This window comes from Pseudoduganella sp. R-32, assembly GCF_049913245.1.
In the GTDB taxonomy this organism is placed as follows: Bacteria; Pseudomonadota; Gammaproteobacteria; order Burkholderiales; family Burkholderiaceae_D; genus Rugamonas.
The window spans coordinates 4286107-4306215 of record NZ_CP183987.1; the positions used below are offsets into that span (position 1 = coordinate 4286107).

Consider the following 20109-nt stretch of genomic DNA (forward strand, 5'->3'; position numbering starts at 1 on the left):
GTAGCAAAGATGTCCCAACCGATTCGTTTCTTCTACCAGGGGCGCGTGCAGGAAGTCGATTCCGCCGCCCCCACCCGCACGGTGCTGCAACACCTGCGGGAAGACCTGCATTGCATCGGCACCAAGGAGGGCTGCGCCGAAGGCGACTGCGGCGCCTGCACCGTGGTGATCGGCTCGCTGGTGGATGGCGAACTGGAAATGCGCAACGTGAATTCGTGCATCCAGTTCCTGCCAACCCTGGACGGCAAGGCAGTGTTCACGGTGGAAGACCTGAAACAGCCAGATGGCGGCCTGCACCCGGTGCAGGAAGCCCTGGTGGAATGCCATGGCTCCCAATGCGGTTTCTGTACTCCCGGCTTCGCCATGTCGCTCTGGAGCCTGTACTTGAAACAGGAAGGCCAAACCACCCCACCATGCCGCAAAACGATCGATGAGACATTGTCCGGTAACCTGTGCCGCTGTACGGGCTACCGCCCGATTATTGATGCAGCCGCCCGCATGGGCGAGTTGCCGGCGGTCGGCTTCGACCGCGACGCATTGAAGGCAGTCCTGCAAGGCCTGCAACGAGATACCATGTTCAGCTACACCCACGACGGCCAGACGTTCCACGCGCCGCGCACCCTGGCCGAAATGACGGCCCTGCGCGCGGCCAAGCCGACCGCCACCATCCTTGCCGGCTCGACCGACGTCGGCCTGTGGGTCACCAAGCAGATGCGCAACCTGGGCGACGTGATCTACACGCGCCAGGTGCAGGAACTGCACCGTATCGCCAGCGTCGACGGCAAGCTGGAGATCGGCGCTGCCGTTTCGCTGGACGACGCCTACAAAGCCGTGCTGGAGCTCTATCCGAACGACTCGCTGCACGAACTGTGGCAGCGCTTCGCCTCGCAGCCGATCCGCAGCACCGGCACCCTGGGCGGCAGCGTAGCCAACGGCTCGCCGATCGGCGATTCCGCGCCATGGATGATCGTGCTCGGCGCCGAAATCGTGCTGCGTTCCGATAAAGGCCAGCGCGTCCTGCTGCTGCAGGACTTCTACCTCGATTACATGAAGAAGGACTGGCAGCCCGGCGAATTCGTGGAAGCCGTGCGCATCCCCCAGCCGCGCACCGGCCAGCAGTTCCGCACCTACAAGCTGGCCAAGCGCTACGACCAGGATATCTCCGCCGTGTGCGCCGCCTTCTCGCTCGAACTTCAAGACGGCGTCGTTCGCAATGCCCGCATCGCCTACGGCGGCATGGCGGCGACTTCGCGCCGGGCACCACAGGCCGAAGCAGCCATCAATGGCCAGCCGTGGAACGAGGCCACTCTGCGCGCCTGCGTGGACGCCCTGGCACGCGACTACACGCCGCTGACGGACATGCGCGCCTCCGCCAATTACCGCATGCGCACTGCACAAAACCTGCTGCGCCGCTTCTGGATGGAGACCCGCCCGGAAGACGCCATACCAAGCACTTACGTTAACGCTTACGCATTCAAGGAAGGAGCCGCCGCATGAACAGCAAGTCCGAACAGTTCATGACGCTCGGCGCCGCCAAGGGCTGGTCCGAAGTTGGCCAGAGCCATCCGCATGAATCGGCCATCCTGCACGTGCTCGGCGAAGCCGTCTACACCGACGACATCCCCGAAGCGCAAGGCACGCTGCACGCTGCGCTGGGCCTCTCCGCCAAGGCACACGCACGCATCCTGTCGCTCAACCTGGAGCCTGTGAAAGCCATGCCAGGCGTGGCCGCCGTGTACACCTGGAAGGACATCCCCGGTACCAATGATTGCGGCCCGATCATCCACGACGACCCGATCCTCGCCGAAGAAAAGGTGGAATACGTCGGCCAGCCGATCTTCATCGTGGTAGCCGACACCCACGACAATGCGCGCCGCGCCGCCCGCAAGGCCGATATCCAGTACGAAGAACTGCCAGCCATCCTGACGCCGGAAGCCGCGCGCGACGCAGAATCGTTCGTGGTGCCGCCAATGCGCCTGACACGGGGCGAAGCGCAGGCAGCATTCGAGCGCTCCCCGAACATCCTCAAAGGCAAACTGCACGTCGGCGGCCAGGAGCAGTTCTACCTGGAAGGCCAGATCTCCTATGCCATTCCCAGGGAAGGCAACGGCATGCACGTCTACTGCTCCACCCAGCACCCGACCGAAATGCAGCACGTGGTCTCGCACGCCCTGCACTATCCGTCACACGCCGTGGTGGTGGAATGCCGGCGCATGGGGGGTGGTTTTGGAGGCAAGGAATCCCAGTCCGCGCTGTGGGCCGCCTGCGCCGCAGTCAGCGCCGCGCGATTGAAACGCCCGGTAAAGCTGCGCGCCGACCGCGACGACGACATGATGGTTACCGGCAAGCGCCACTGCTTCTACTACGAGTACGAAATCGGCTACGACAGCCAGGGCCTGATCACCGCAGCCAAAGTGCAGATGGTGACGCGCGCCGGCTTCTCGGCAGACCTGTCCGCACCAGTGGCAACGCGCGCCATCTGCCACTTCGACAACACCTACTACCTGTCGGACGTGGACATCCGCGCCATGGCAGGCAAGACCAACACACAGTCGAATACCGCCTTTCGCGGCTTCGGCGGCCCGCAAGGGGCCATCGCCATCGAATACATCATCGATGAAATCGCCCGCAATCTCGGCAAGGATGCGCTGGACGTGCGCAAGCTGAACTTCTACGGGCGCAACGACGAGGAAGGCCGCAATATCACGCAATACGGCCAGAAGGTAAAGGACAACGTCATCCACGAACTGGTGGCGCAACTGGAAAGCGAGACCGCCTACCGCGCCCGCCGCGAAGCCATCCATGCGTTCAATGCCACCAGCCCCGTGCTGAAGAAAGGCCTGGCGCTGACTCCGGTGAAGTTCGGCATCGCCTTCAACGTCACCCACTTCAACCAGGCCGGGGCACTGGTACACATCTACGTCGACGGCTCGGTCCTGGTGAACCACGGCGGCACCGAAATGGGCCAGGGCATCAACACCAAGGTATGCCAGGTAGTGGCGCATGAGCTGGGGATTCCGCTGTCCAGCGTGCGCGCTTCCGCCACCGATACCAGCAAGGTCGCCAATACCTCCGCCACCGCCGCCTCGACCGGCGCAGACCTGAACGGCAAGGCCGCGCAGGATGCCGCGCACACGCTGCGCAGGCGCCTGGTGGATTTCGCCGCAAAGTCGTTCGGCGTGGCCGCCGAGGAAATCATCCTCGCCAACGGCACCGTGTTCGCGGGCGAAACCGTGATCCCGTTCGCCGACCTGGTGCAGAAAGCCTACCTGGCCCGCGTGCAACTGTGGTCCGATGGCTTTTACGCCACGCCTGGGCTGAGCTGGGACCGCGAGACCATGAGCGGCAACCCCTTCGGCTACTACGCCTACGGCGCCTCGGTGTCCGAGGTGATCGTCGACACCCTGACCGGCGAATGGAAGCTGCTGAAGGCCGACTGCCTGTACGATGCCGGCAATTCGCTGAACCCCGCCATCGATACAGGTCAGGTGCAAGGCGCCTTCATCCAGGGCATGGGTTGGCTGACAACCGAAGAACTGTGGTGGAACCAGCACGGCAAGCTGATGACGCACGCACCGTCTACTTACAAGATCCCGGGCGTGTCCGATTGCCCGGATCACTTCAACGTGCGCCTGTTCAAGAACCGCAACCCGTTCGACAGCATCCACCGTTCCAAGGCGGTCGGCGAACCGCCGCTGCTGCTGCCGTTTTCCGTCTTCCTGGCCATTCGCGATGCCGTGGCCTCGGTCGGCAACTACCGCATCAATCCGCCGCTGCGCGCCCCTGCCACAGGTGAAGCGATCCTCGACGCGGTCGATGCCGTTCGCGCCCAGGCATGACGCTCGCGCGACGCCTTGCCGCAGAAGGCCTTGGCACGGCACTGTTGCTGGCCGTGGTGGTGGGCTCCGCCATCATGGCCGACCGCCTGGCTGGCGGCAATGCCGCAATCGCCTTGTTCGCCAATTCAGTCGCCAGCGCCGCCGGCCTGTTGGCGCTGATCCTGGCGTTCGGCGCGATCTCCGGCGCTCATTTCAATCCGGTCGTCACGCTGTCGGAAGCCTGGCAAGGCGGCATGGAGTGGAGCGACACCCTCCCCTACGCGGCGGCGCAGGTTTTCGGCGCGTTCGCCGGCATTGCCGCTGCGCACGCGATGTTCGGCGAACCGTTGTTTGCCATGGCGACCCACTCCAGGACCGGTACAGCGCTGTGGTGGAGCGAGTTCATGGCAACTTTCGGCCTGATTTTCGTGACCAGCGGCTGCGCACGCAGCCGGCCGTCGTTGACGCCGTTTGCCGTCGCTGCCTACATCGCTTCCGCTTACTGGTTCACGGCATCGAGCTCGTTCGCCAACCCTGCCCTTACCCTGGCCCGGGCCGCGACGGATACGGTGGCAGGCATACGCTTTGCAGATGTACCCGGCTACGTCGCTGCCCAATTGCTCGGCGCAATGGCAGCGACTGTCCTTGTCACCTGGCTGCATAGTCCAGCGAAACTTCGAGAGCCTGGACCGGACGTTCGCCGCGCGTCAACCTATTGACCGCTCCGTGACCGGAAATCAGCTGCGCTTTCGCCACTCAATCAATTCGGCGATGGTGAGGATCGGCATGCCATGCAGCTGTGCGAACCGCTCGATGGCGTCGCCACGCATCATGGTGCCGTCCGGATTCATCAGCTCGCACAGCACGGCCGATGGCGACAGGCCAGCCATGCTGGCCAGGTCGACCGAGCCTTCGGTGTGGCCGGCGCGCATCAGGACACCGCCTGGCGTGGCGCGCAGCGGGAAGACGTGGCCGGGCCGCACCACGTCTTCCGGGCGCGCGCCAGGCGCCACGGCGGCACGGATGGTCGTGACACGGTCAGCGGCCGATACACCGGTTGTCACGCCGTGGCGTGCCTCGATCGAGACCGTGAACGGGGTGCCGTACTTGCTGCCGTTTTCAGCAGCCATCGGTGGCAGTTCGAGCTCACGCACTTTTTCGGCGGTGAGGCACAGGCAGACGATGCCGCTGCATTCGCGGATCATCAGGGCCATGGTCTCGACCGTCAGGCGATCGGTGGCGACAATCAGGTCGGCCTCGTTCTCGCGGTCGAAGTCGTCCAGCAGGATGACAGGGATACCGGCCCGCATGGCTTCCAGCGCCGCGTGGATACGGGCTTCGAGGTCGGTGCTTTGAAGGGACAATTCAGGGGACAACATAGGAAACGCTCCTCGCTAAAAGTTAACGAAAAACGCTCCAGGGCAAGCGAATAGGCGCAGCTACCCAGCCCGCAAGGCGGACAGGCATCCACGCGCAACAGCGCACATCTTCTTTCATCCGGACTATACCGTCGGCCCTGGAGTCGCACCAGGTCTGCTGACCCTGCCCTATGCAGCCAGGCAGGCGCTCGCGGGCTTGGACATTGCTGTCCTTACCGCCGGTGGGGAATTGCACCCCGCCCCGAAGACGTAATTATTTGCCTGCACGTTGCAGGCGCTGGGATTCTACCAGCAAAACCGGTGAACCGGGGTCAGACCCAAGGGTCTGACCCCGTACGGTCTTCGGGCAGCGGGTTCGGGTTGAGCGGTATTGATCTTCGCCGAAAGTCAGAGGCGCACAACCAAACCCGGGACCTGGAGACCGTACAGGGTCTGACCCTCCGGGTCTGACCCTGGTTTGCCGGTTTCAGCCCACCGTACCGATAATCGAAACTTCGCGATTCTCCGGCACTTCGTTATACGACAGAACGTGCAGCCCAGGCGCAAACAAGCGGGCGTAACGCGCCAGCAGCGGCCGGATCTGCGGCAGCACGAGTAGCAGCGGCGGGGTTGCCTGCTGCTTCATCTGCTCGCGCGCCACCGGCATGTTCACCTGCAATTGCGCCAGCAGGTGCGGGTCGATCGGATAGTTATCCAGCACCACCTTGCCGGTCTGGCGCGCCTGGTTCAGGGAGCCAAGCAGCATGTTTTCCAGTTCGCCGCCCAGGTTAAAGGCCAGCATCTCGGTCTTCTGGCCGAACAGACCGGACACGATCTGGCGCCGCAGCGCGCAACGCACTTCGGCTGCCAGCAGGATCGGGTCCTTGGTAGTTTCAGACGAGTCGAGCAGCGTCGTGGCAATCGGCACGATATCCTTCAGCGACACCGACTCCTGCAACAGCACGCGGAACACGCGCAGCAACTGGGTGTGCGTCAGCGCCTTGTCCAGCGAGCCAGCCAGCTTCGGCGACAAGGCAGTCAGGCGATCCATCAATGCCGCCACGTCTTCATGACGGAACAGCTCCGGCAGGTACTCGCGAATCAGCTTCGACACATGGGTCGCGATGGCGCTTGGCGCTTCCACCACCTGGTAGCCCAGCCCCAGTGCATGCGCCTTGTCCTTTGCCTCGATCCAGGTCACCGGCATGCCATAAGCCGGTTCCACGCCAGGGATGCCGTCGATCTGGCCATAAACGTTGGGCGACGCGATTGCCATCAGGCGCTCGGCAAACACTTCGGCCACCGCAATCGTGGAGCCGCCCAGCACTACCGCATACTGCGTCGGCTTCAGCCCCAGGTCGTCGCGCACGTTAATCTGCGGCAGCACCATGCCCATCGCTTCCGACAGGCTTTGGCGCACGCCGCGCAAGCGCTTGGTCAGCACTTCGCCATGCGCCTTGTCGATCATGCCCACCAGCTTGTAGCCCAGCGAAACCTGCAACGGCTGCACCACGGGCAGCGATTGCCATTCAAGCTCCGGCACTTTCTCTTCGCGCAGCGCTGCCTCGATGGCGGCGATGTTGTCGACCACCGGCGCGCCCTGCCGCTGGTACAGGCGCCAGCCCACATAGCCCAGCACCGCGGCAAAGGTGAGGAAGCTCAACTTCGGCATGCCCGGCACCAGGCCGAGGATCACCATCACGGCCGCAGCGCTGAACAGCACATTCGGCGATGCCAGCAACTGCTGGCCCACCTGGGATTCGAAGTCGGCGCCTTCCGTCTCGGACACGCGGGTCACGATGATCGCCGCCGCAGCCGACAGCAGCAGCGCCGGAATCTGCGCCACCAGGCCGTCACCGATGGTCAGCAGGGCGTACTGCTTGAACGCATCGCCGAAACTCATGTCCTGCATCACGGTACCGATGGCGACACCGCCGACGATATTGATGATCAGGATCAGGATCGATGCAATCGCATCGCCGCGCACGAATTTGGCGGCGCCGTCCATGGCGCCGTAGAAGTCCGCTTCCGTCGCCACTTCCTTGCGGCGCTGCACTGCCTTTTCCTGGTTGATCAGGCCCGCATTCAGGTCGGCGTCGATCGCCATCTGCTTGCCCGGCAAGGCATCCAGGGTGAAGCGCGCCGACACTTCGGAAATTCGCTCGGCGCCTTTGGTCACCACGGCGAAGTTGATGATCATCAGGATCACGAACACCACCATGCCGACCACGTAGTTGCCGCCAATGACCACCTGGCCGAAGGCCTCGATCACCTTACCGGCAGCATCCGTGCCCTGGTGGCCGTGCAGCAGCACCACGCGGGTCGAGGCCACGTTCAGCGTCAGCCGCATCAGCGTGGTAGCCAGGATCACCGTCGGGAAGACCGAGAAGTCCAGCGGCCGCTTGGCGTTCACGCTGACCAGGATCACGATCAGGGCCAGCACGATATTGAAAGTGAACAGGACGTCCAGCAGGATAGGCGGCAATGGCAGGATGATCATCGCCAGAATCGCCAGCAGGAATACCGGCGTGGCGAGTTTGTGGCGTCCCGCTTCTGCGAACAAGCCCTTCAGGAAATTCATATGGTTGCTGCCTCACTCATGGAAGTTGGAACCGGTACCTGCGCCGCTTCCAGCGGATTGGGCTGCGATGGACGGCGCCCTTCACGGAACGCCTTCAGCTGCAGCACATAATGCAGGACCATGGAAACAGCCTGGTACAACTGCACGGGAATCTGCTGGTTGACCTGGCTGGTATTGTAAATTGCGCGCGCCAAGGGCGGCAGGGAGAGCACATCGATGCCGTTCTCCTGCGCCAGCCGCTTGATGTACAGCGCCATTTCGTCGACGCCCTTGGCCAGCACGAACGGCGCCTCGGCGCGCTTCTCGTCGTATTTCAGCGCCACCGCATAGTGCTCCGGATTGACGATCACCACGTCGGCGCCCGGCACGATCTTGCGCGCAGCCCGTTCGGCCATCGCTCGCTGCAGTTGCCGGATGCGCTGGCGCACTTCGGGACGGCCTTCCTGCGACTTGTATTCTTCCTTCAGCTCCTGCTTGGACATCTTTTGCTGTTCGGCGAAGAAGTAAGCCTGCGCCGGCACGTCGATGATGGCGAAGATGATGAACACGGCCACCATGGCCATCACGCCATTCAGCATCTGGTTGGCGCCCGAAATCATGGCTTCATTCAGTCCCAGCCCTTGCAGGCGCGTGTACTCGTTGACCGTACTGGTGCCGATGTGCACCAGCACCCAGCCCAGCACCGCTGCCTTGCCGATCGATACCAGCAGTTCAAAGCCATGCTTCTTCGAGAACAGCCGCCCCAGGTTGGTCACCGGGTTGAAGCGCTCGAACTTCGGCTGCAGGTTCTTGGCGCTCATCACCCAGCCGCCCGGCACCATGGCGCCCAGCACGACAAACAACGGCACCACGAACAAGGGCAACACCATCTTCACCAGCAGCAGCGCGGAACTGAGCCAGACCGTGCTCATGACGTTCTCCAGGGCGCCCTCGCCTTCCAGCGGCGCAAACGCCTGGTGGAAGATCTCGCGGAAATCCAGCAGGTAGTCCGGCAGCATGTACACGAACAGCTTGAGCGACACCAGGATGCCGATGGCCGTCGCCAGGTCGCGCGAACGCACCACCTGGCCTTCCTGGCGGGATTTCTTCAGCTTCTGCGCTGAAGCCTTCTCTGACTTGTCGCCGCCGCTATCGTCAGCCATGAGGCACCATCTGTTGCTGGATCATGTCGAGCACACGGCTCGACATGCGGATGTAATGCTGCGGAATGAAGCGCACCACCTGGCCCAGCATCAGCAGGCCGAAAACGGTGATCACCGAAAAGCCCAGCGCAAAGAGGTTCAGCGTCGGCGCCACGCGGTTCAGGAAACCGAAACCAAGCTGCACCACCAGCGCGGAAAACACCACCGGTATCGCCAGCAGCATGGCGGCCGAGAAGATCCATGCCACATTCCACGCCACCGCCTGCAACAGCAGCGCCGAATAACCGCCGCCCAGCGGCCAGGCCTTGAAGCTTTGCCCGATCACGCCGGCCAGCACCAGGTGGCCGTCTATCGAAAAGAAAACGACGATGGCCAGCATGGACAGCAGCGCCGACACCACGTCCGACGAAGTGCCATTCAGCGGGTCATTCATCACCGCCATCGAAAAGCCGACCTGGCTCGATACCAGGTAACCCAGCACGCCGATCACCGACATCGAAAAATGAAATGCCAGCCCGATCGCGCCGCCGATCACCGCCTGCTCCAGCGTCACCGCAATGCCCTGCACCGAAATCGGGTCGATGCCCTGCACCGCCTGCCCCTGGGTCACCGGCAGCAGGATGATCGCCAGCACCAGCGACACCAGCAGCCGCACAGTGACCGGCACCATCATCTCGCCCAGCACCGGCGCCGCGCTCAGCATGGCCATGCAGCGCACGAAAGGCCACCAGATTGCCGTCAGCCACACCAGGAGGTTTGCCAGGACCTGTTCCATGGCCCGCTACCCCACCAGAGTTGCCGCGCGCTGGAAGATCGACACGCAATAATCCATCAGGTAGCTGGACATCCAGCGCCCCGTCAGGACAATGGCCAGCAGGGTGACCAGCAGGCGCGGCAGGAAGCTCAGCGTCTGCTCATTGATTTGCGTCGCGGCCTGCACCAGCGCCACCAGCAGGCCCGCCACCAGCCCTGGCACCACCAGCACCATGACCATGATCATTACGATATGCAGGGCCTCGACGATCAGGTCGACGGCCACGTCGGGCGTCAGCATCGCTTTGTCACCTAATAGGCCTGTATGCTCGTCACGAGCGTATTGACAGTCAATGTCCAGCCATCGACCAGCACGAACAGCAGCAGCTTGAACGGCAGCGAAATCACCAGCGGCGACAGCATCATCATACCCATTGCCATCAGCACCGACGATACCACCAGGTCGATGATCAGGAAGGGAATGAACAGCAGGCAACCGATCTGGAATGCCGTCTTCAATTCAGACAAGACAAACGCCGCCAGCTTGACGGTGAACGCATGGTCGGCGGGATTGGTAATCGCGTCTTCGCCGGCCAGGTGGGCGATCTGCCTGAGCGAAGCCTTGCTGGTCTGGGCCAGCATGAAGCGCGATATCGGCTTCTCGGCAATTTTCAGCGCATCCTGCAAGCCGATCTTGTCCTGGTCGTAGGGCACGAAAGCGTCGCGCCACACCGCGTCCCCGATCGGCTTCATGACCAGCAGGGTCAGGATCAGCGCCACGCCGGTGATGATACGGTTGGGCAAGCCCTGCTGCAGGCCCAGGGCCTGGCGCAGCAGCGACAGCACGATGACGAAACGGGTAAAGCTGGTCATCATCATGACCATGATGGGCAGCAAGCCCAGCAGGGTCATGATGACCAGGATCTGCATCTTCACCGACAAGTCGGTCTTGGCGCCAGGGACCACCCCGGCCAGCAAATCCTGGGCCCACGCGGGCGCGCAGGCACATAGCAGCACTGCCCCGGCCGCCAGGCCGGGCACCAGGCGGCGCGCCGTCATGGCGCCATCATGTCGAGGTTCAACCCGTCCAGATCGATGACCTTGAGGCCGTAGTTTTCGCCGGCCACCACCACCTCGGCGCGGCCGATCGCGGTGCCGTTGACCTTGATGGTCAGCGGTTCCCCGGCCAGCATGTCGAGTTCCACCACGCTGTCCGGCCCGATCTGCATCAGGTCCTGCAGCGACAGGCGGGCCGAGCCAACCTCCAGCGTCAGCGTGACGGGAATCTTGCGCATCATGGCAGGCAGGTCGCGCCGGCCGGCACGCGGCGCCGGCACGTCGCTCAAATCCTGCGATACCTGGTCGATGATCATTTCTTCCGACATATCGTCCAGCATGGAGTCGTTGGAACCGTTCGGGTTATTCATCATGTTCATTCGGAATCTTCAAAAGAGGTTAAGCAGAGTTTGCCCTTGTGCTCAGTGACCGCAGCTGTAAACAGGCGGGATTCTTCGAGCATAACGTCTGCCCTGTGCAGGCTGATCGGGATGACATCGCCCACACGCAGGTCGAACATGGCGCCCAGCGTGGTTTCCTTGGAAACCAGCCGGCCGCTCAGGCCAACCTGGAGCCGCGCCGCCAGCGGCCCTGGATGCTTGTTGCCCTTCTTGCCGGCATCGCGCTCCGGCATCAGGCCGGCCAGCACACTGCCCATCACTTGCTTGTCGAGCGCAAACCAGGCCTTGCCCTGCAGTTCGCCATCGCTGAGCGAAACAGTGACCACCCAGCTTCCTTTGCCGGGCTGGGCGGCGCTGCTTGCCTTGATGCTTTCCTCTTCGCCAAGTTCGCGCCCGCTTGCAGGCAGGTTACTTTCAATTCGCGCTGCCAGAATGCTCACCAGCTGTTGCCCCAGAACCACAGCCAGGCGTTCCTCGGTAGCGGTAACTCGCACGGCCTGTTCGTCAACAGCGGCATCGGCGCGGGTGGCGCGGCCGTAACGGTAATTCAATACGCCTAGCAGTATCTTACGCTCCAACGCAAAACCCAGTTGCCCGGAAGGCGCTGCAAAACCCAGCCAGCGCTGGCGCGCTTCGCTGCCGTCGAGGCGGCTGAAGGACACATCGTCCACCTGGAACGTGCCCCAGTAACGGCGGTGGACGTTCAGGCGCATGGCCTGGGCCAGGTCTTCGCGCAACTGCGCGGCAAACTCGGGCAGCCGGTGTACCGGCCGCCCCAGCAAGCAAGGGTCAAGTACTTCGTATTGCACAGTGCTTTGAGAGGTAGTCATAGTTGGCCATCCGTCTGCTGCAATCCTATCGCAAAGTTCTGCGCTCAGGATGATCTTGGAAGCGTAGAATAACTCAAATCCCTCAGTATTGCCATGAATCAAGTAGCTCTTTGGTCAAAAAGACTTTACATAAAAGTTTCCAACGAGTAAGCTTCATTATTGCAATGTAACATCAGTTGGTTGCAAAAACTATCCTTAGTGCATGATTTATAAGTAGTTTTGCGATTTGTAAGCGGTTGTTACGAACCAGAAATCGGGTTACACTGCATGTTCCCGTACGGCACCATTTAACATTTAGTCCAGATTGTTGGTTAGTGACTGGAAGTCAATGGTGTTGCATTATTGGTAACGAAAGCGCGCCCTGACGCAACCAACCTGAGGTGTTTTATGGCAAATGAATTCGCTGGCCTGATCAAGGCCGACCTGGCATCCCTGAACAATGCGGCCGCCGAGCTGACGCAGCACGCCAACCTCATCGCCCCTGCCGCCCAGTTCAACGCGCCGCAGCCGGGCGCCACTTTTTCCTTTGCCCAAACGATGCAAGACGCCATTGCCGGCGTCAATGCGCAGGACCTTGATGCCGGTCAAAAGATGGCCGATGTCGATGCCGGCCGCAGCGACGACCTGGTGGGCGCCATGCTCGCCAGCCAGGAAGCCAGCCTGTCGTTCCAGATGCTGATGCAGGTGCGCAACAAGGTGATGGGTGCGGTCGATGAATTGATCAAGCTTCCGCTGTAATCTGTAGTTTCCGCCTTCCCTCTCGAAAGACCTGACGTGATTGCTAACCTCAAGTCCGCTCTCGGACGCTGGCGGGGCGCTGCGGCACCAGCGGTGCCGCCGGCTGTCCTGAAGAACCTGTATCCCCTGCTGCTGCTTGCTGTCGGCGTGACGGCGCTGGTGCTGATGATCCTGTGGAAGGACCAGAGCGGCTACAAGCCGGTGTTTGGCCAGCGCGAAAAAGTCGCGACCGCCGACATGATGAACGTGCTCGACGCGGAAAAGATTTCTTACCGCATCCATCCGGAAACCGGCCAGGTGCTGGTGCCGGAAGGTAAGCTGGGCCAGGTGCGCATGCTGCTCGCCGCCAAGGGCGTGACCGCGCAATTGCCGGCCGGCCTGGAACTCATGGACAAGAACGACCCGCTTGGCGTCTCGCAATTCGTGCAGGACGTGCGTTTCCGCCGCGGCCTGGAAGGCGAACTGGCCAATTCGATCATGACCCTCGACGCGATCGCCCATGCGCGCGTGCACCTGTCGATCGCCAAGTCCACTTCCTTCGTGTCGAGCGATGGCGAGAAGTCGTCGGCCTCCGTAGTTATCGCTACCAAGCCAGGACGCACGCTCGCGCCTGAACATATCGCCGCCATCGTCAACATGGTGGCAGGCAGCGTCGCTTCGCTGAGCCCGGCGCGTGTGAGCCTGGTCGACCAGGCCGGCAACCTGCTGTCCTCGCACGTCGACCTGACGGAGGCGTTCGATGCCTCGACCTCGACCAATGAGAACGCCAAGCGCCAGCAGGAAGAAATCCGCGCCAACATCAAGGGCCTGCTGGGCCCTATCGTTGGCGACAGCAATTTCCGCGTCAGCGTGACCGCCGATGTCGACAACGACAAGGTCGAAGAAACCGTTGAAAAATATGGCGCCGACCCCAAGGTAACCAGCGAAGCCATGCGCGAAGAGCAGGACCGCAACCGCATCGCGATGGGCGTGCCTGGCACCCTGTCCAACCGTCCGCCGCAGCAGCAGGCGGCCGATGCAGCGGCCGCAGCCGGCGCGGCTGGCGCGCCCGGCCAGGCGCCGGAAGGCACCGCGCGCAAGAACGCGACCACGCGCCAGTTCGCCTATGACCGCAGCATCACCCAGACCAAGCGCGCCCGCGGCCGCCTGGTGCGGCAGAACGTGGCCGTGGTGCTGGCACAGGCTGCCGCCCCCTTCCCGAAGACTGGCTGGACCGCACCTGAGATTGCCAACATCGACAAGGTGCTGCGCAGCGGCCTGGGCATCAATGAAGAACGCGGCGACAAGCTGGTGGTAAGCGCCATGAACTTCCCTGCCAAGGCGGCCGACGTGCCATGGTGGCAGGAACGCGATACGGTGGTCGATTCGGTCAACTGGCTTGGTTACGCGGTGGCCCTGCTGCTGGCTTACCTGCTGCTGGCCCGCCCGCTGCTGCGCCTGCTGACTGCGCGCTTCGCCCCGGCCACGCCGGCGCAGGCGGCCAAGCCGGCCCTGGCCGGCGCGGCGGCGCGCCAGGCCGAGGCTACGCCGATCCCGGGCAGCGCGACGGCCGTGCCGGGCGCCGCCGGCGCGGCAGCTGCTCTAGGCTCTCCGCAAGCGCAGGAAGAAGCCGGCGCCAAGCCGGCAGCGCTGCAAGGCAGCCAGATGCCGATGGTGCCGCTGCTGGAAAACTACGATTTGCCGCCTGCCGGTTCGCCGGTGGACGTGATGGTGGACCACCTCAAGGTTCTGGCCGAGAAAGAGCCGGAACGCGTAGCCGAAGTCGTCAAACAATGGATGCAGAAAAATGGCCGACATCAACAATAACCTGGACCAGGAACAGGGCCTGAGCCCGGTCGAGCAAGCCGCGATCGTGCTGCTGTCGATCGGCGAAGAGCCGGCTGCTGCCGTGCTGCGCTGCCTGTCGCGTGAAGAATTGCTGGAAGTGACCCAGGTCATGTCGCGCATGAGCGGCATCAAGGTGGAAGAAGTGAAGACCGCCATGCAGACCTTCTTCGACGACTACCGCCAGCAGTCCGGCGTGCACGGAGCTTCGCGCTCCTTCCTCAAGCGCTCGCTCGACCTGGCGCTGGGCGGCGATATCGCGAATACCGTACTGAACAACATCTACGGCGACGAGCTGCGCCCGAAAATGGCGCGCCTGCAGTGGGCCTCGCCGAAGTGGCTGGCCGACTACATTGCCAACGAACACGTGCAGATGCAGGCGGTGTTCCTGGCCTTTCTGCCGCCGGCGCTGGCCGGCCAGATCCTCGATGCGCTGCCGCTGGAAGGACGCGACCTGGTGCTGCTGAACATGGCGCGCCTGGACGAGATCGACCGCGACCTGCTGCTGGAACTGGAAGAACTGGTGAACCGCTGCCTGTCCTCGTTCGACTCGCAGTCGACCAGCGTGGAAGGCGTGCGCCAGGTGGCCGAGATCCTGAACCGCCTGCCCAGCAACCGCGCCCAGATCGTCGAGCTGCTGCGCGCCCACGACCCGGAAGTGGTGGAACAGATCGAGATGCAGATGTACGACTTCCTCATCCTGTCGACCCAGACCGAAGTCACGCTCACCCGCATCATCGAGGAAGTGCCGCTCGAGCAGTGGGCCATCGCGCTCAAGGGCGCCGAACAGGCGATCCGCGACGCGGTGCTGAAGACCATGCCGAAGCGCCAGGCGCAGGCCTTCGAAGACATGATGCGCCGCGCCGGCCCGGTGCCGATGTCGCGCATCGAAGCGACGCGCCAGGAAATCATGGCCACTGTCAAGGCGCTGGCCGATGCCGGCGAAGTCGAAGTGCAGCTGTTCGCTGAAACGGTGGTCGAGTGATGAAACAGTTCCGCCCTTACCGCTTCCCGCCTTTGCAGCAGTACGTGCACGGCGCCAATGGCCAGCGCGTCGCCGGCCAGGGCCACGTGGCCGATGCCGCCCAATGGCAGGCTTCGGTCAGCGAAGGTTTCGAGCAGGGCCAGCGCGACGGTTATGAAATCGGCTTGCAGCGCGGCCAGGAAGACGGCTTTGAAGCCGGCCGCCAGCAAGGCGTGGAGCTGGGCCGTGAAGAAGGCCGCCAGGAAACCCTGGTCGGCTTCGACCACCTGGCGCGCCCGGTCGACGGCATGCTCAAATCGCTGAAGAAGCTGCGCGCCGATTACCGCGCCGCCCAGCGCAAGGAAGTGGTGGACCTGGTGGCGAAAGTGGCGCGCAACGTGATCCGCGCCGAGCTCGCGCTGCAGCCGGTGCAGATCATGGCCCTGGTCGACGAGACCCTGGCCTCGATGCCGCCAACGCGCGACGAGATCGATGTCTACCTGAATCCGGAAGAAGTCAAACGCATCATGGAAGTCGATCCGAAGCGCGCCAAGCGCTGGAACCTGATCGGCGATGCCCGCCTCGACCTGGGCGAATGCCGCATCCGTGCCGGCGATAGCGAAGTCGATGCCGGTTGCCACCAGCGTCTTGCTGCTGTCATGGAACAGGTCGATAATCAGTTGCAGGCCGCCGATGGCGGTGACGACGCTGAGAGCGAAGAATGATTGCAGACGCACTGCGCAAACTGGAACTCGATGACGTACCGCTGGCCACCCCGACCGGGCGCCTGGTGGGGGCTTCCGGCCTGCTGCTGGAGGCTACCGGTTGCAAGCTGCATACCGGCCAGCGTTGCCAGATCGAGACAGTCGATGGCGAATGGCTCGACGCGCAGGTGGTGGGCTTCCGCGAAAAGCTGACCTTCCTGATGCCGTTCAAGAAAGCTGCCGGCTTGACCACCGGCGCACGCGTGCTGCCGTCCAACGAAAAAGGCAGCTTGCAGATTGGCGACAGCTGGCTGGGCCGCATGGTGAACGGCATTGGCGAACCGATCGATGGCCTGGGCAAGCTGGGCGGTGAATACGCGCTCGACGCCCAGCCGCCGCGCATCAACCCGCTCAGGAAGCAGCCGGTAATCGATGCACTCGACGTGGGGGTGCGCGCGATCAACAGCATGCTGACCTTGGGCAAGGGCCAGCGCGTCGGCCTGATGGCCGGTTCCGGCGTCGGCAAGTCCGTGCTGCTGGGCCTGATCACGCGCCAGACCGTGGCCGACGTGGTGGTGGTAGGCCTGATCGGCGAACGTTCGCGCGAGGTGCGCGAGTTCATTGAAATGTCGCTGGGTCCGGAAGGCTTGAAGAAAGCCGTGCTGGTCATCGCGCCGGCCGACGAGTCGCCCTTGATGCGCATCATGGCCACCGAACTGTGCCACTCGATCGCCGCCCATTACCGCGACCAGGGCAAGAACGTGCTGCTGCTGGTCGATTCGCTGACCCGCTATGCGATGGCGCTGCGCGAGGTGGCGCTGGCACTGGGCGAGCCGCCCGCCACCAAGGGCTATCCGCCATCGGTGTTTTCCGCCCTGCCCCAGCTGGTCGAATCGGCCGGCAATGGCGAAAATCCATACGGCAGCATGAGCGCGATCTACACCGTGCTGGCCGAAGGCGATGACCAGCAGGACCCGGTGGTCGACACCGCGCGCGCCATCCTGGACGGCCACATCGTGCTGACGCGCGAACTGGCCGAGCGCGGCCACTACCCGGCGATCAATATTGCCGCCTCGATCAGCCGCTGCATGAACCATGTGATCACGCGCGAGCACATGCTGGCGGCGCGTGCACTGAAAGCCTCGATGGCGCGCCATGAACGGGTGCGCGACCTGATCCCGCTGGGCGCCTACGTGCCGGGCGCCGATCCGGTCACCGACAAGGCCGTCAACCTGCATCCGCATATCGAAGAATTCCTGTGCCAGGGGACCAAGGAACCGGCCCCCTACGCCAATTGCGTGGACCAACTTGAAAGGCTCATGGCATGACGACAACCACGATTCGCAGCCTGTCGACCCTGGTCGACATGCGCAGCAATGAAGTCGACAAACTGCAAACGGAAATGGCCGCCAAGGAAAGCGTGCGCGACCGCTACCGGAAGACGCTCGACAAGCTGACCAACCTGTACGAAAGCAGCGGCCCGTCCGGCCGCCTGCCGATGGCCCTGGCCATCAATTGCGGCGATTACAAGCAAGGCGTGATGGCCATGGCCGACAGCCAGCGCCTCAACCTGCACATGCACGAGGCCGACATGGCCGTGTCGCAGCGCGCCCTGACCGCCGCCTACGTCAAGCGCGAAGTGCTGGGCCAGGTCTTGGAGCGCCACCAGGACGCAGCGGCCACGGCGCAGCGTGCGCAAGAGCGCAAGCGGCATGACGAACTGGCAACCCAACTGTGGTACCGCGGACATAAATGAAAGGCTGAACCGAATATTTCATGAAGTCATCACTTTGGTCGCCTCTTACCTTGGTACACTTCATTTAATTTCTTCGGAGCACGAGAAATGGCTACTTCTGTCCCCACCTACGATCCCAAGACCACGGCCACCCAACTGGCGCAGATGTATATCCAGGGGCGCCAGTCGATGCTGGATTCCCAGTCTGCTACCGCGACGGCGATCGACAAGGCGCTGAGCAAGCTGAGCTCGGCCCTGGGCACCTTCCGCAGCGCCCTGTCGTCAACGACCTCGTCCGGCTCGGTTGTAGCCAACAAGGCAACATTCAGCTCCGATGTCGGCACGGCCACGGCAACCGCCTCGGCGGCCGCCGGCAATTACCAGTTCTACGTCGAGCAGCTGGCCACGGTCGGCCAGGTGTCCTACAGCGGCATGACCGATTCGGCCGTGACCGGCGCGGCCGCCGGCACCCTGTCCGTCAAGCTGGCCGATGGCAGCAGCTTCACCGTCAGCCTGGCCAACGGCGACAAGGACCTGAACAATACGCTGAGCGCGAAAGAAATTGCCGCTGCCATCAATATGGAGGCGACCAATAATTCGCGCGTGACCGCCTCCACCCTGACCGTCAACGGCCAGACCCGGCTGGTGCTGACCTCCAATGTGACCGGCCAGGCCAATGGCGTGGCCGGCATCGACACCACCAACCTGGGCGATCCAGCGTTGCAGGCGCAGCTGGCCGATGCCAACCGCGTGCTGCAGAACGGCACCGATGCCGTGGTCTGGGTCGGTGCCCCGGGCGGCGATCCGAGCAACAAGATCACGCAAGCGTCGAACACCTTCAATGTGGTCGATGGCGTCTCGATGACCTTCACCAAGGCCCAGACGGGCGGCGTGCCGGTCACCCTGAATGTCGCGCGCGACAGCAGCGCCACCGCGACCAATGTGCAGAATTTCGTGGACCAGTGGAACAAGATGCTGGCCTCGATCGGCGAACTGACGGCAGCCGGCAACGTTGCCAAAGGAACGGCCAGCGGCATCTATGCCTCCGACGCCGGCCTTGCTTCGCTGAAATCGCGCATGCAATCGCTGCTGCGCACGGCGGTCGGCGGGGTCAGCCTGGTCAACTATGGCGTCACGGCCCAGCGCGACGGCACCCTGGCGCTGGACAAGACACGCCTGGACAAGACCCTGGCCACCAACCCGACCGGCCTGGACGCGATCCTGGGCAAGACCGGCACCATGCCGACGGGCGTCCTGGGCAACCTCGATACCCTGGTCAACAGCTGGACCAAGGCCGGCACCGGCCAGCTCGCCACCCGCAAGGATGCCAACGCCAAACTGCAGTCCCAGCTCGTGTCCCGCCAGGCCGCGCTGGAAACCCAATACGACAACGCTTACAAGCGCTACCTGAACCAGTTCACCCAGCTGCAATCCCTGCAGTCCCAGATGAGCGGAACGAGCAGCATGTTTGAAGCGATGTTCAGCAAATCCGATTCCTGAAAGTCTTAAACAATGGACCACGACGCCTACGGCAGCTATCACGCCACGAACCTGGATGCACAGACGGCCCGCGCCACGCCGATCGAACTGGTGCTGGTGCTGACCGACGGCCTGCTGGAAGAGCTGGCCCGTGCACGCGGCCACATCCTTGGCAAGCGCTACGAACAAAAGGCGCTCAGCCTCGACAAGTGCACCGAGATCATCAACGGGCTCGCCAGCTCGCTCGATTTCGAGCAAGGCGGCGAGGTGGTGGCCAACCTGGGCCGCCTGTACGACTATTGCGCTGCCCGCCTGTACCGCGCCGGCGTGGACATGGACCCTGCCGTCATCGACGAGGTGGTGGGCCTGCTGACCACGATCCGCGCCGGCTGGCAAGGCGTGCACGACAAGCATGGATAGGCATGGGACGCTGCTGCAGCTTGCGCAGCAGCTGAGCGCCGCCACTGCCGCCAGCGACTGGGCGGCACTGGCGGCGATTAATACTTTGATGACCTCCACCCTGCCGGCGCTGGCAGCGCAGGGTGCGTGGACGCCGGCCGAGCGCGCAGCGCTGGCGGCGCTGCGTGATTTGCACGTCGCGGCTGTGGCAAGAGTTGATAGCGCCACCGTCGAGACTGGCCAGCACCTGAGCGATATGACGAACAACAGAGAGGGCTGGCTTGCCTATGCCCTCGACAGCGGTGACGCTGCAACCGGAACCTGAGC

20 protein-coding genes and 1 riboswitch are annotated in these 20109 nt (G+C 63.3%); of the genes, 12 read left to right on the forward strand and 8 right to left on the reverse strand.

Annotation, left to right across the window (positions count from 1 at the left end; genetic code table 11):
- The first annotated feature begins 9 nt into the window (after positions 1 to 9).
- Genes xdhA through ACN9MU_RS19415 form a run of 3 tightly spaced genes read left to right on the forward strand, consistent with a single transcriptional unit; the run spans position 10 to position 4537 of the window.
- Positions 10 to 1497, forward strand: coding sequence for a xanthine dehydrogenase small subunit (gene xdhA / locus ACN9MU_RS19405; protein WP_426343311.1), 1488 nt, complete (start codon positions 10 to 12; stop codon positions 1495 to 1497).
- Positions 1494 to 3839 (forward strand): xanthine dehydrogenase molybdopterin binding subunit, encoded by a 2346-nt coding sequence (xdhB, locus tag ACN9MU_RS19410; RefSeq protein WP_426162033.1) that lies wholly within the window; start codon positions 1494 to 1496, stop codon positions 3837 to 3839. The genes xdhA and xdhB overlap by 4 nt, the downstream gene beginning before the upstream one ends.
- The gene (locus ACN9MU_RS19415) at positions 3836 to 4537 is read left to right on the forward strand and encodes an aquaporin (protein ID WP_426343312.1); all 702 of its coding nucleotides are present in this window, start codon (positions 3836 to 3838) and stop codon (positions 4535 to 4537) included. Before xdhB ends, ACN9MU_RS19415 begins: the two co-directional genes overlap by 4 nt.
- A gap of 18 nt (positions 4538 to 4555) precedes the next feature.
- On the opposite strand, the gene ribB is transcribed toward ACN9MU_RS19415, so the two are convergent.
- The 8 genes from ribB to ACN9MU_RS19455 all read right to left on the reverse strand — a co-directional run bounded on the left by ribB (position 4556) and on the right by ACN9MU_RS19455 (position 11939).
- Positions 4556 to 5197: a 3,4-dihydroxy-2-butanone-4-phosphate synthase gene (gene ribB / locus ACN9MU_RS19420; protein WP_426162036.1), complete on the reverse strand. Its 642-nt coding sequence runs from the start codon at positions 5195 to 5197 to the stop codon at positions 4556 to 4558.
- Between the two features lie 102 nt (positions 5198 to 5299).
- A riboswitch (FMN riboswitch) is annotated at positions 5300 to 5450 on the reverse strand.
- 213 nt (positions 5451 to 5663) lie between these two features.
- Positions 5664 to 7757 carry a flagellar biosynthesis protein FlhA gene (locus ACN9MU_RS19425; protein WP_426162038.1) on the reverse strand — a complete coding sequence of 698 codons (2094 nt, stop codon included), beginning with the start codon at positions 7755 to 7757 and terminating at the stop codon, positions 5664 to 5666.
- A complete protein-coding gene (gene flhB / locus ACN9MU_RS19430) occupies positions 7754 to 8899 on the reverse strand; it encodes a flagellar type III secretion system protein FlhB (RefSeq protein WP_426162039.1) in 1146 nt (381 codons plus the stop codon). The genes ACN9MU_RS19425 and flhB overlap by 4 nt, the downstream gene beginning before the upstream one ends.
- Positions 8892 to 9674, reverse strand: a complete 783-nt coding sequence (locus ACN9MU_RS19435; RefSeq protein WP_426162041.1) for a flagellar biosynthetic protein FliR — start codon at positions 9672 to 9674, stop codon at positions 8892 to 8894. Before ACN9MU_RS19435 ends, flhB begins: the two co-directional genes overlap by 8 nt.
- Before the next feature lie 6 nt (positions 9675 to 9680).
- Positions 9681 to 9953 carry a flagellar biosynthesis protein FliQ gene (fliQ, locus tag ACN9MU_RS19440; protein ID WP_055924555.1) on the reverse strand — a complete coding sequence of 91 codons (273 nt, stop codon included), beginning with the start codon at positions 9951 to 9953 and terminating at the stop codon, positions 9681 to 9683.
- Positions 9954 to 9964: 11 nt separating this feature from the next.
- Positions 9965 to 10711, reverse strand: a complete 747-nt coding sequence (gene fliP / locus ACN9MU_RS19445) for a flagellar type III secretion system pore protein FliP (RefSeq protein ID WP_426162042.1) — start codon at positions 10709 to 10711, stop codon at positions 9965 to 9967.
- On the reverse strand, positions 10708 to 11082 hold the full coding sequence (locus tag ACN9MU_RS19450; RefSeq protein WP_426172241.1) for a FliM/FliN family flagellar motor switch protein: 375 nt from the start codon (positions 11080 to 11082) through the stop codon (positions 10708 to 10710). Before ACN9MU_RS19450 ends, fliP begins: the two co-directional genes overlap by 4 nt.
- A 2-nt stretch (positions 11083 to 11084) precedes the next feature.
- Complete coding sequence (locus ACN9MU_RS19455; protein WP_426318301.1) at positions 11085 to 11939, reverse strand: FliM/FliN family flagellar motor switch protein; 855 nt, start codon at positions 11937 to 11939, stop codon at positions 11085 to 11087.
- A 387-nt stretch (positions 11940 to 12326) separates the two neighbouring features.
- Here ACN9MU_RS19455 and ACN9MU_RS19460 point away from each other — a divergent pair, with 387 nt between their 5' ends.
- The 9 genes from ACN9MU_RS19460 (at position 12327) to ACN9MU_RS19500 (ending at position 20107) form a co-directional block, all read left to right on the forward strand.
- Positions 12327 to 12677, forward strand: coding sequence for a flagellar hook-basal body complex protein FliE (locus ACN9MU_RS19460; RefSeq protein WP_426162044.1), 351 nt, complete (start codon positions 12327 to 12329; stop codon positions 12675 to 12677).
- Positions 12678 to 12713: 36 nt separating this feature from the next.
- Positions 12714 to 14483 carry a flagellar basal-body MS-ring/collar protein FliF gene (fliF, locus tag ACN9MU_RS19465; protein ID WP_426318302.1) on the forward strand — a complete coding sequence of 590 codons (1770 nt, stop codon included), beginning with the start codon at positions 12714 to 12716 and terminating at the stop codon, positions 14481 to 14483.
- Complete coding sequence (locus ACN9MU_RS19470; protein WP_426162046.1) at positions 14464 to 15486, forward strand: flagellar motor switch protein FliG; 1023 nt, start codon at positions 14464 to 14466, stop codon at positions 15484 to 15486. Before fliF ends, ACN9MU_RS19470 begins: the two co-directional genes overlap by 20 nt.
- Entirely contained in the window at positions 15486 to 16190 is a 705-nt protein-coding gene (gene fliH / locus ACN9MU_RS19475) for a flagellar assembly protein FliH (RefSeq protein WP_426162047.1), read from the forward strand. Before ACN9MU_RS19470 ends, fliH begins: the two co-directional genes overlap by 1 nt.
- On the forward strand, positions 16187 to 17497 hold the full coding sequence (gene fliI, locus ACN9MU_RS19480) for a flagellar protein export ATPase FliI (protein WP_426335950.1): 1311 nt from the start codon (positions 16187 to 16189) through the stop codon (positions 17495 to 17497). The genes fliH and fliI overlap by 4 nt, the downstream gene beginning before the upstream one ends.
- Positions 17494 to 17925 carry a flagellar export protein FliJ gene (gene fliJ, locus ACN9MU_RS19485; protein ID WP_426162049.1) on the forward strand — a complete coding sequence of 144 codons (432 nt, stop codon included), beginning with the start codon at positions 17494 to 17496 and terminating at the stop codon, positions 17923 to 17925. The genes fliI and fliJ overlap by 4 nt, the downstream gene beginning before the upstream one ends.
- Before the next feature lie 87 nt (positions 17926 to 18012).
- Positions 18013 to 19404: a flagellar filament capping protein FliD gene (fliD, locus tag ACN9MU_RS19490; RefSeq protein ID WP_426318304.1), complete on the forward strand. Its 1392-nt coding sequence runs from the start codon at positions 18013 to 18015 to the stop codon at positions 19402 to 19404.
- 12 nt (positions 19405 to 19416) lie between these two features.
- On the forward strand, positions 19417 to 19803 hold the full coding sequence (fliS, locus tag ACN9MU_RS19495; RefSeq protein WP_426162051.1) for a flagellar export chaperone FliS: 387 nt from the start codon (positions 19417 to 19419) through the stop codon (positions 19801 to 19803).
- Complete coding sequence (locus ACN9MU_RS19500) at positions 19796 to 20107, forward strand: hypothetical protein (protein ID WP_426318305.1); 312 nt, start codon at positions 19796 to 19798, stop codon at positions 20105 to 20107. Before fliS ends, ACN9MU_RS19500 begins: the two co-directional genes overlap by 8 nt.
- Positions 20108 to 20109 lie beyond the last annotated feature (2 nt).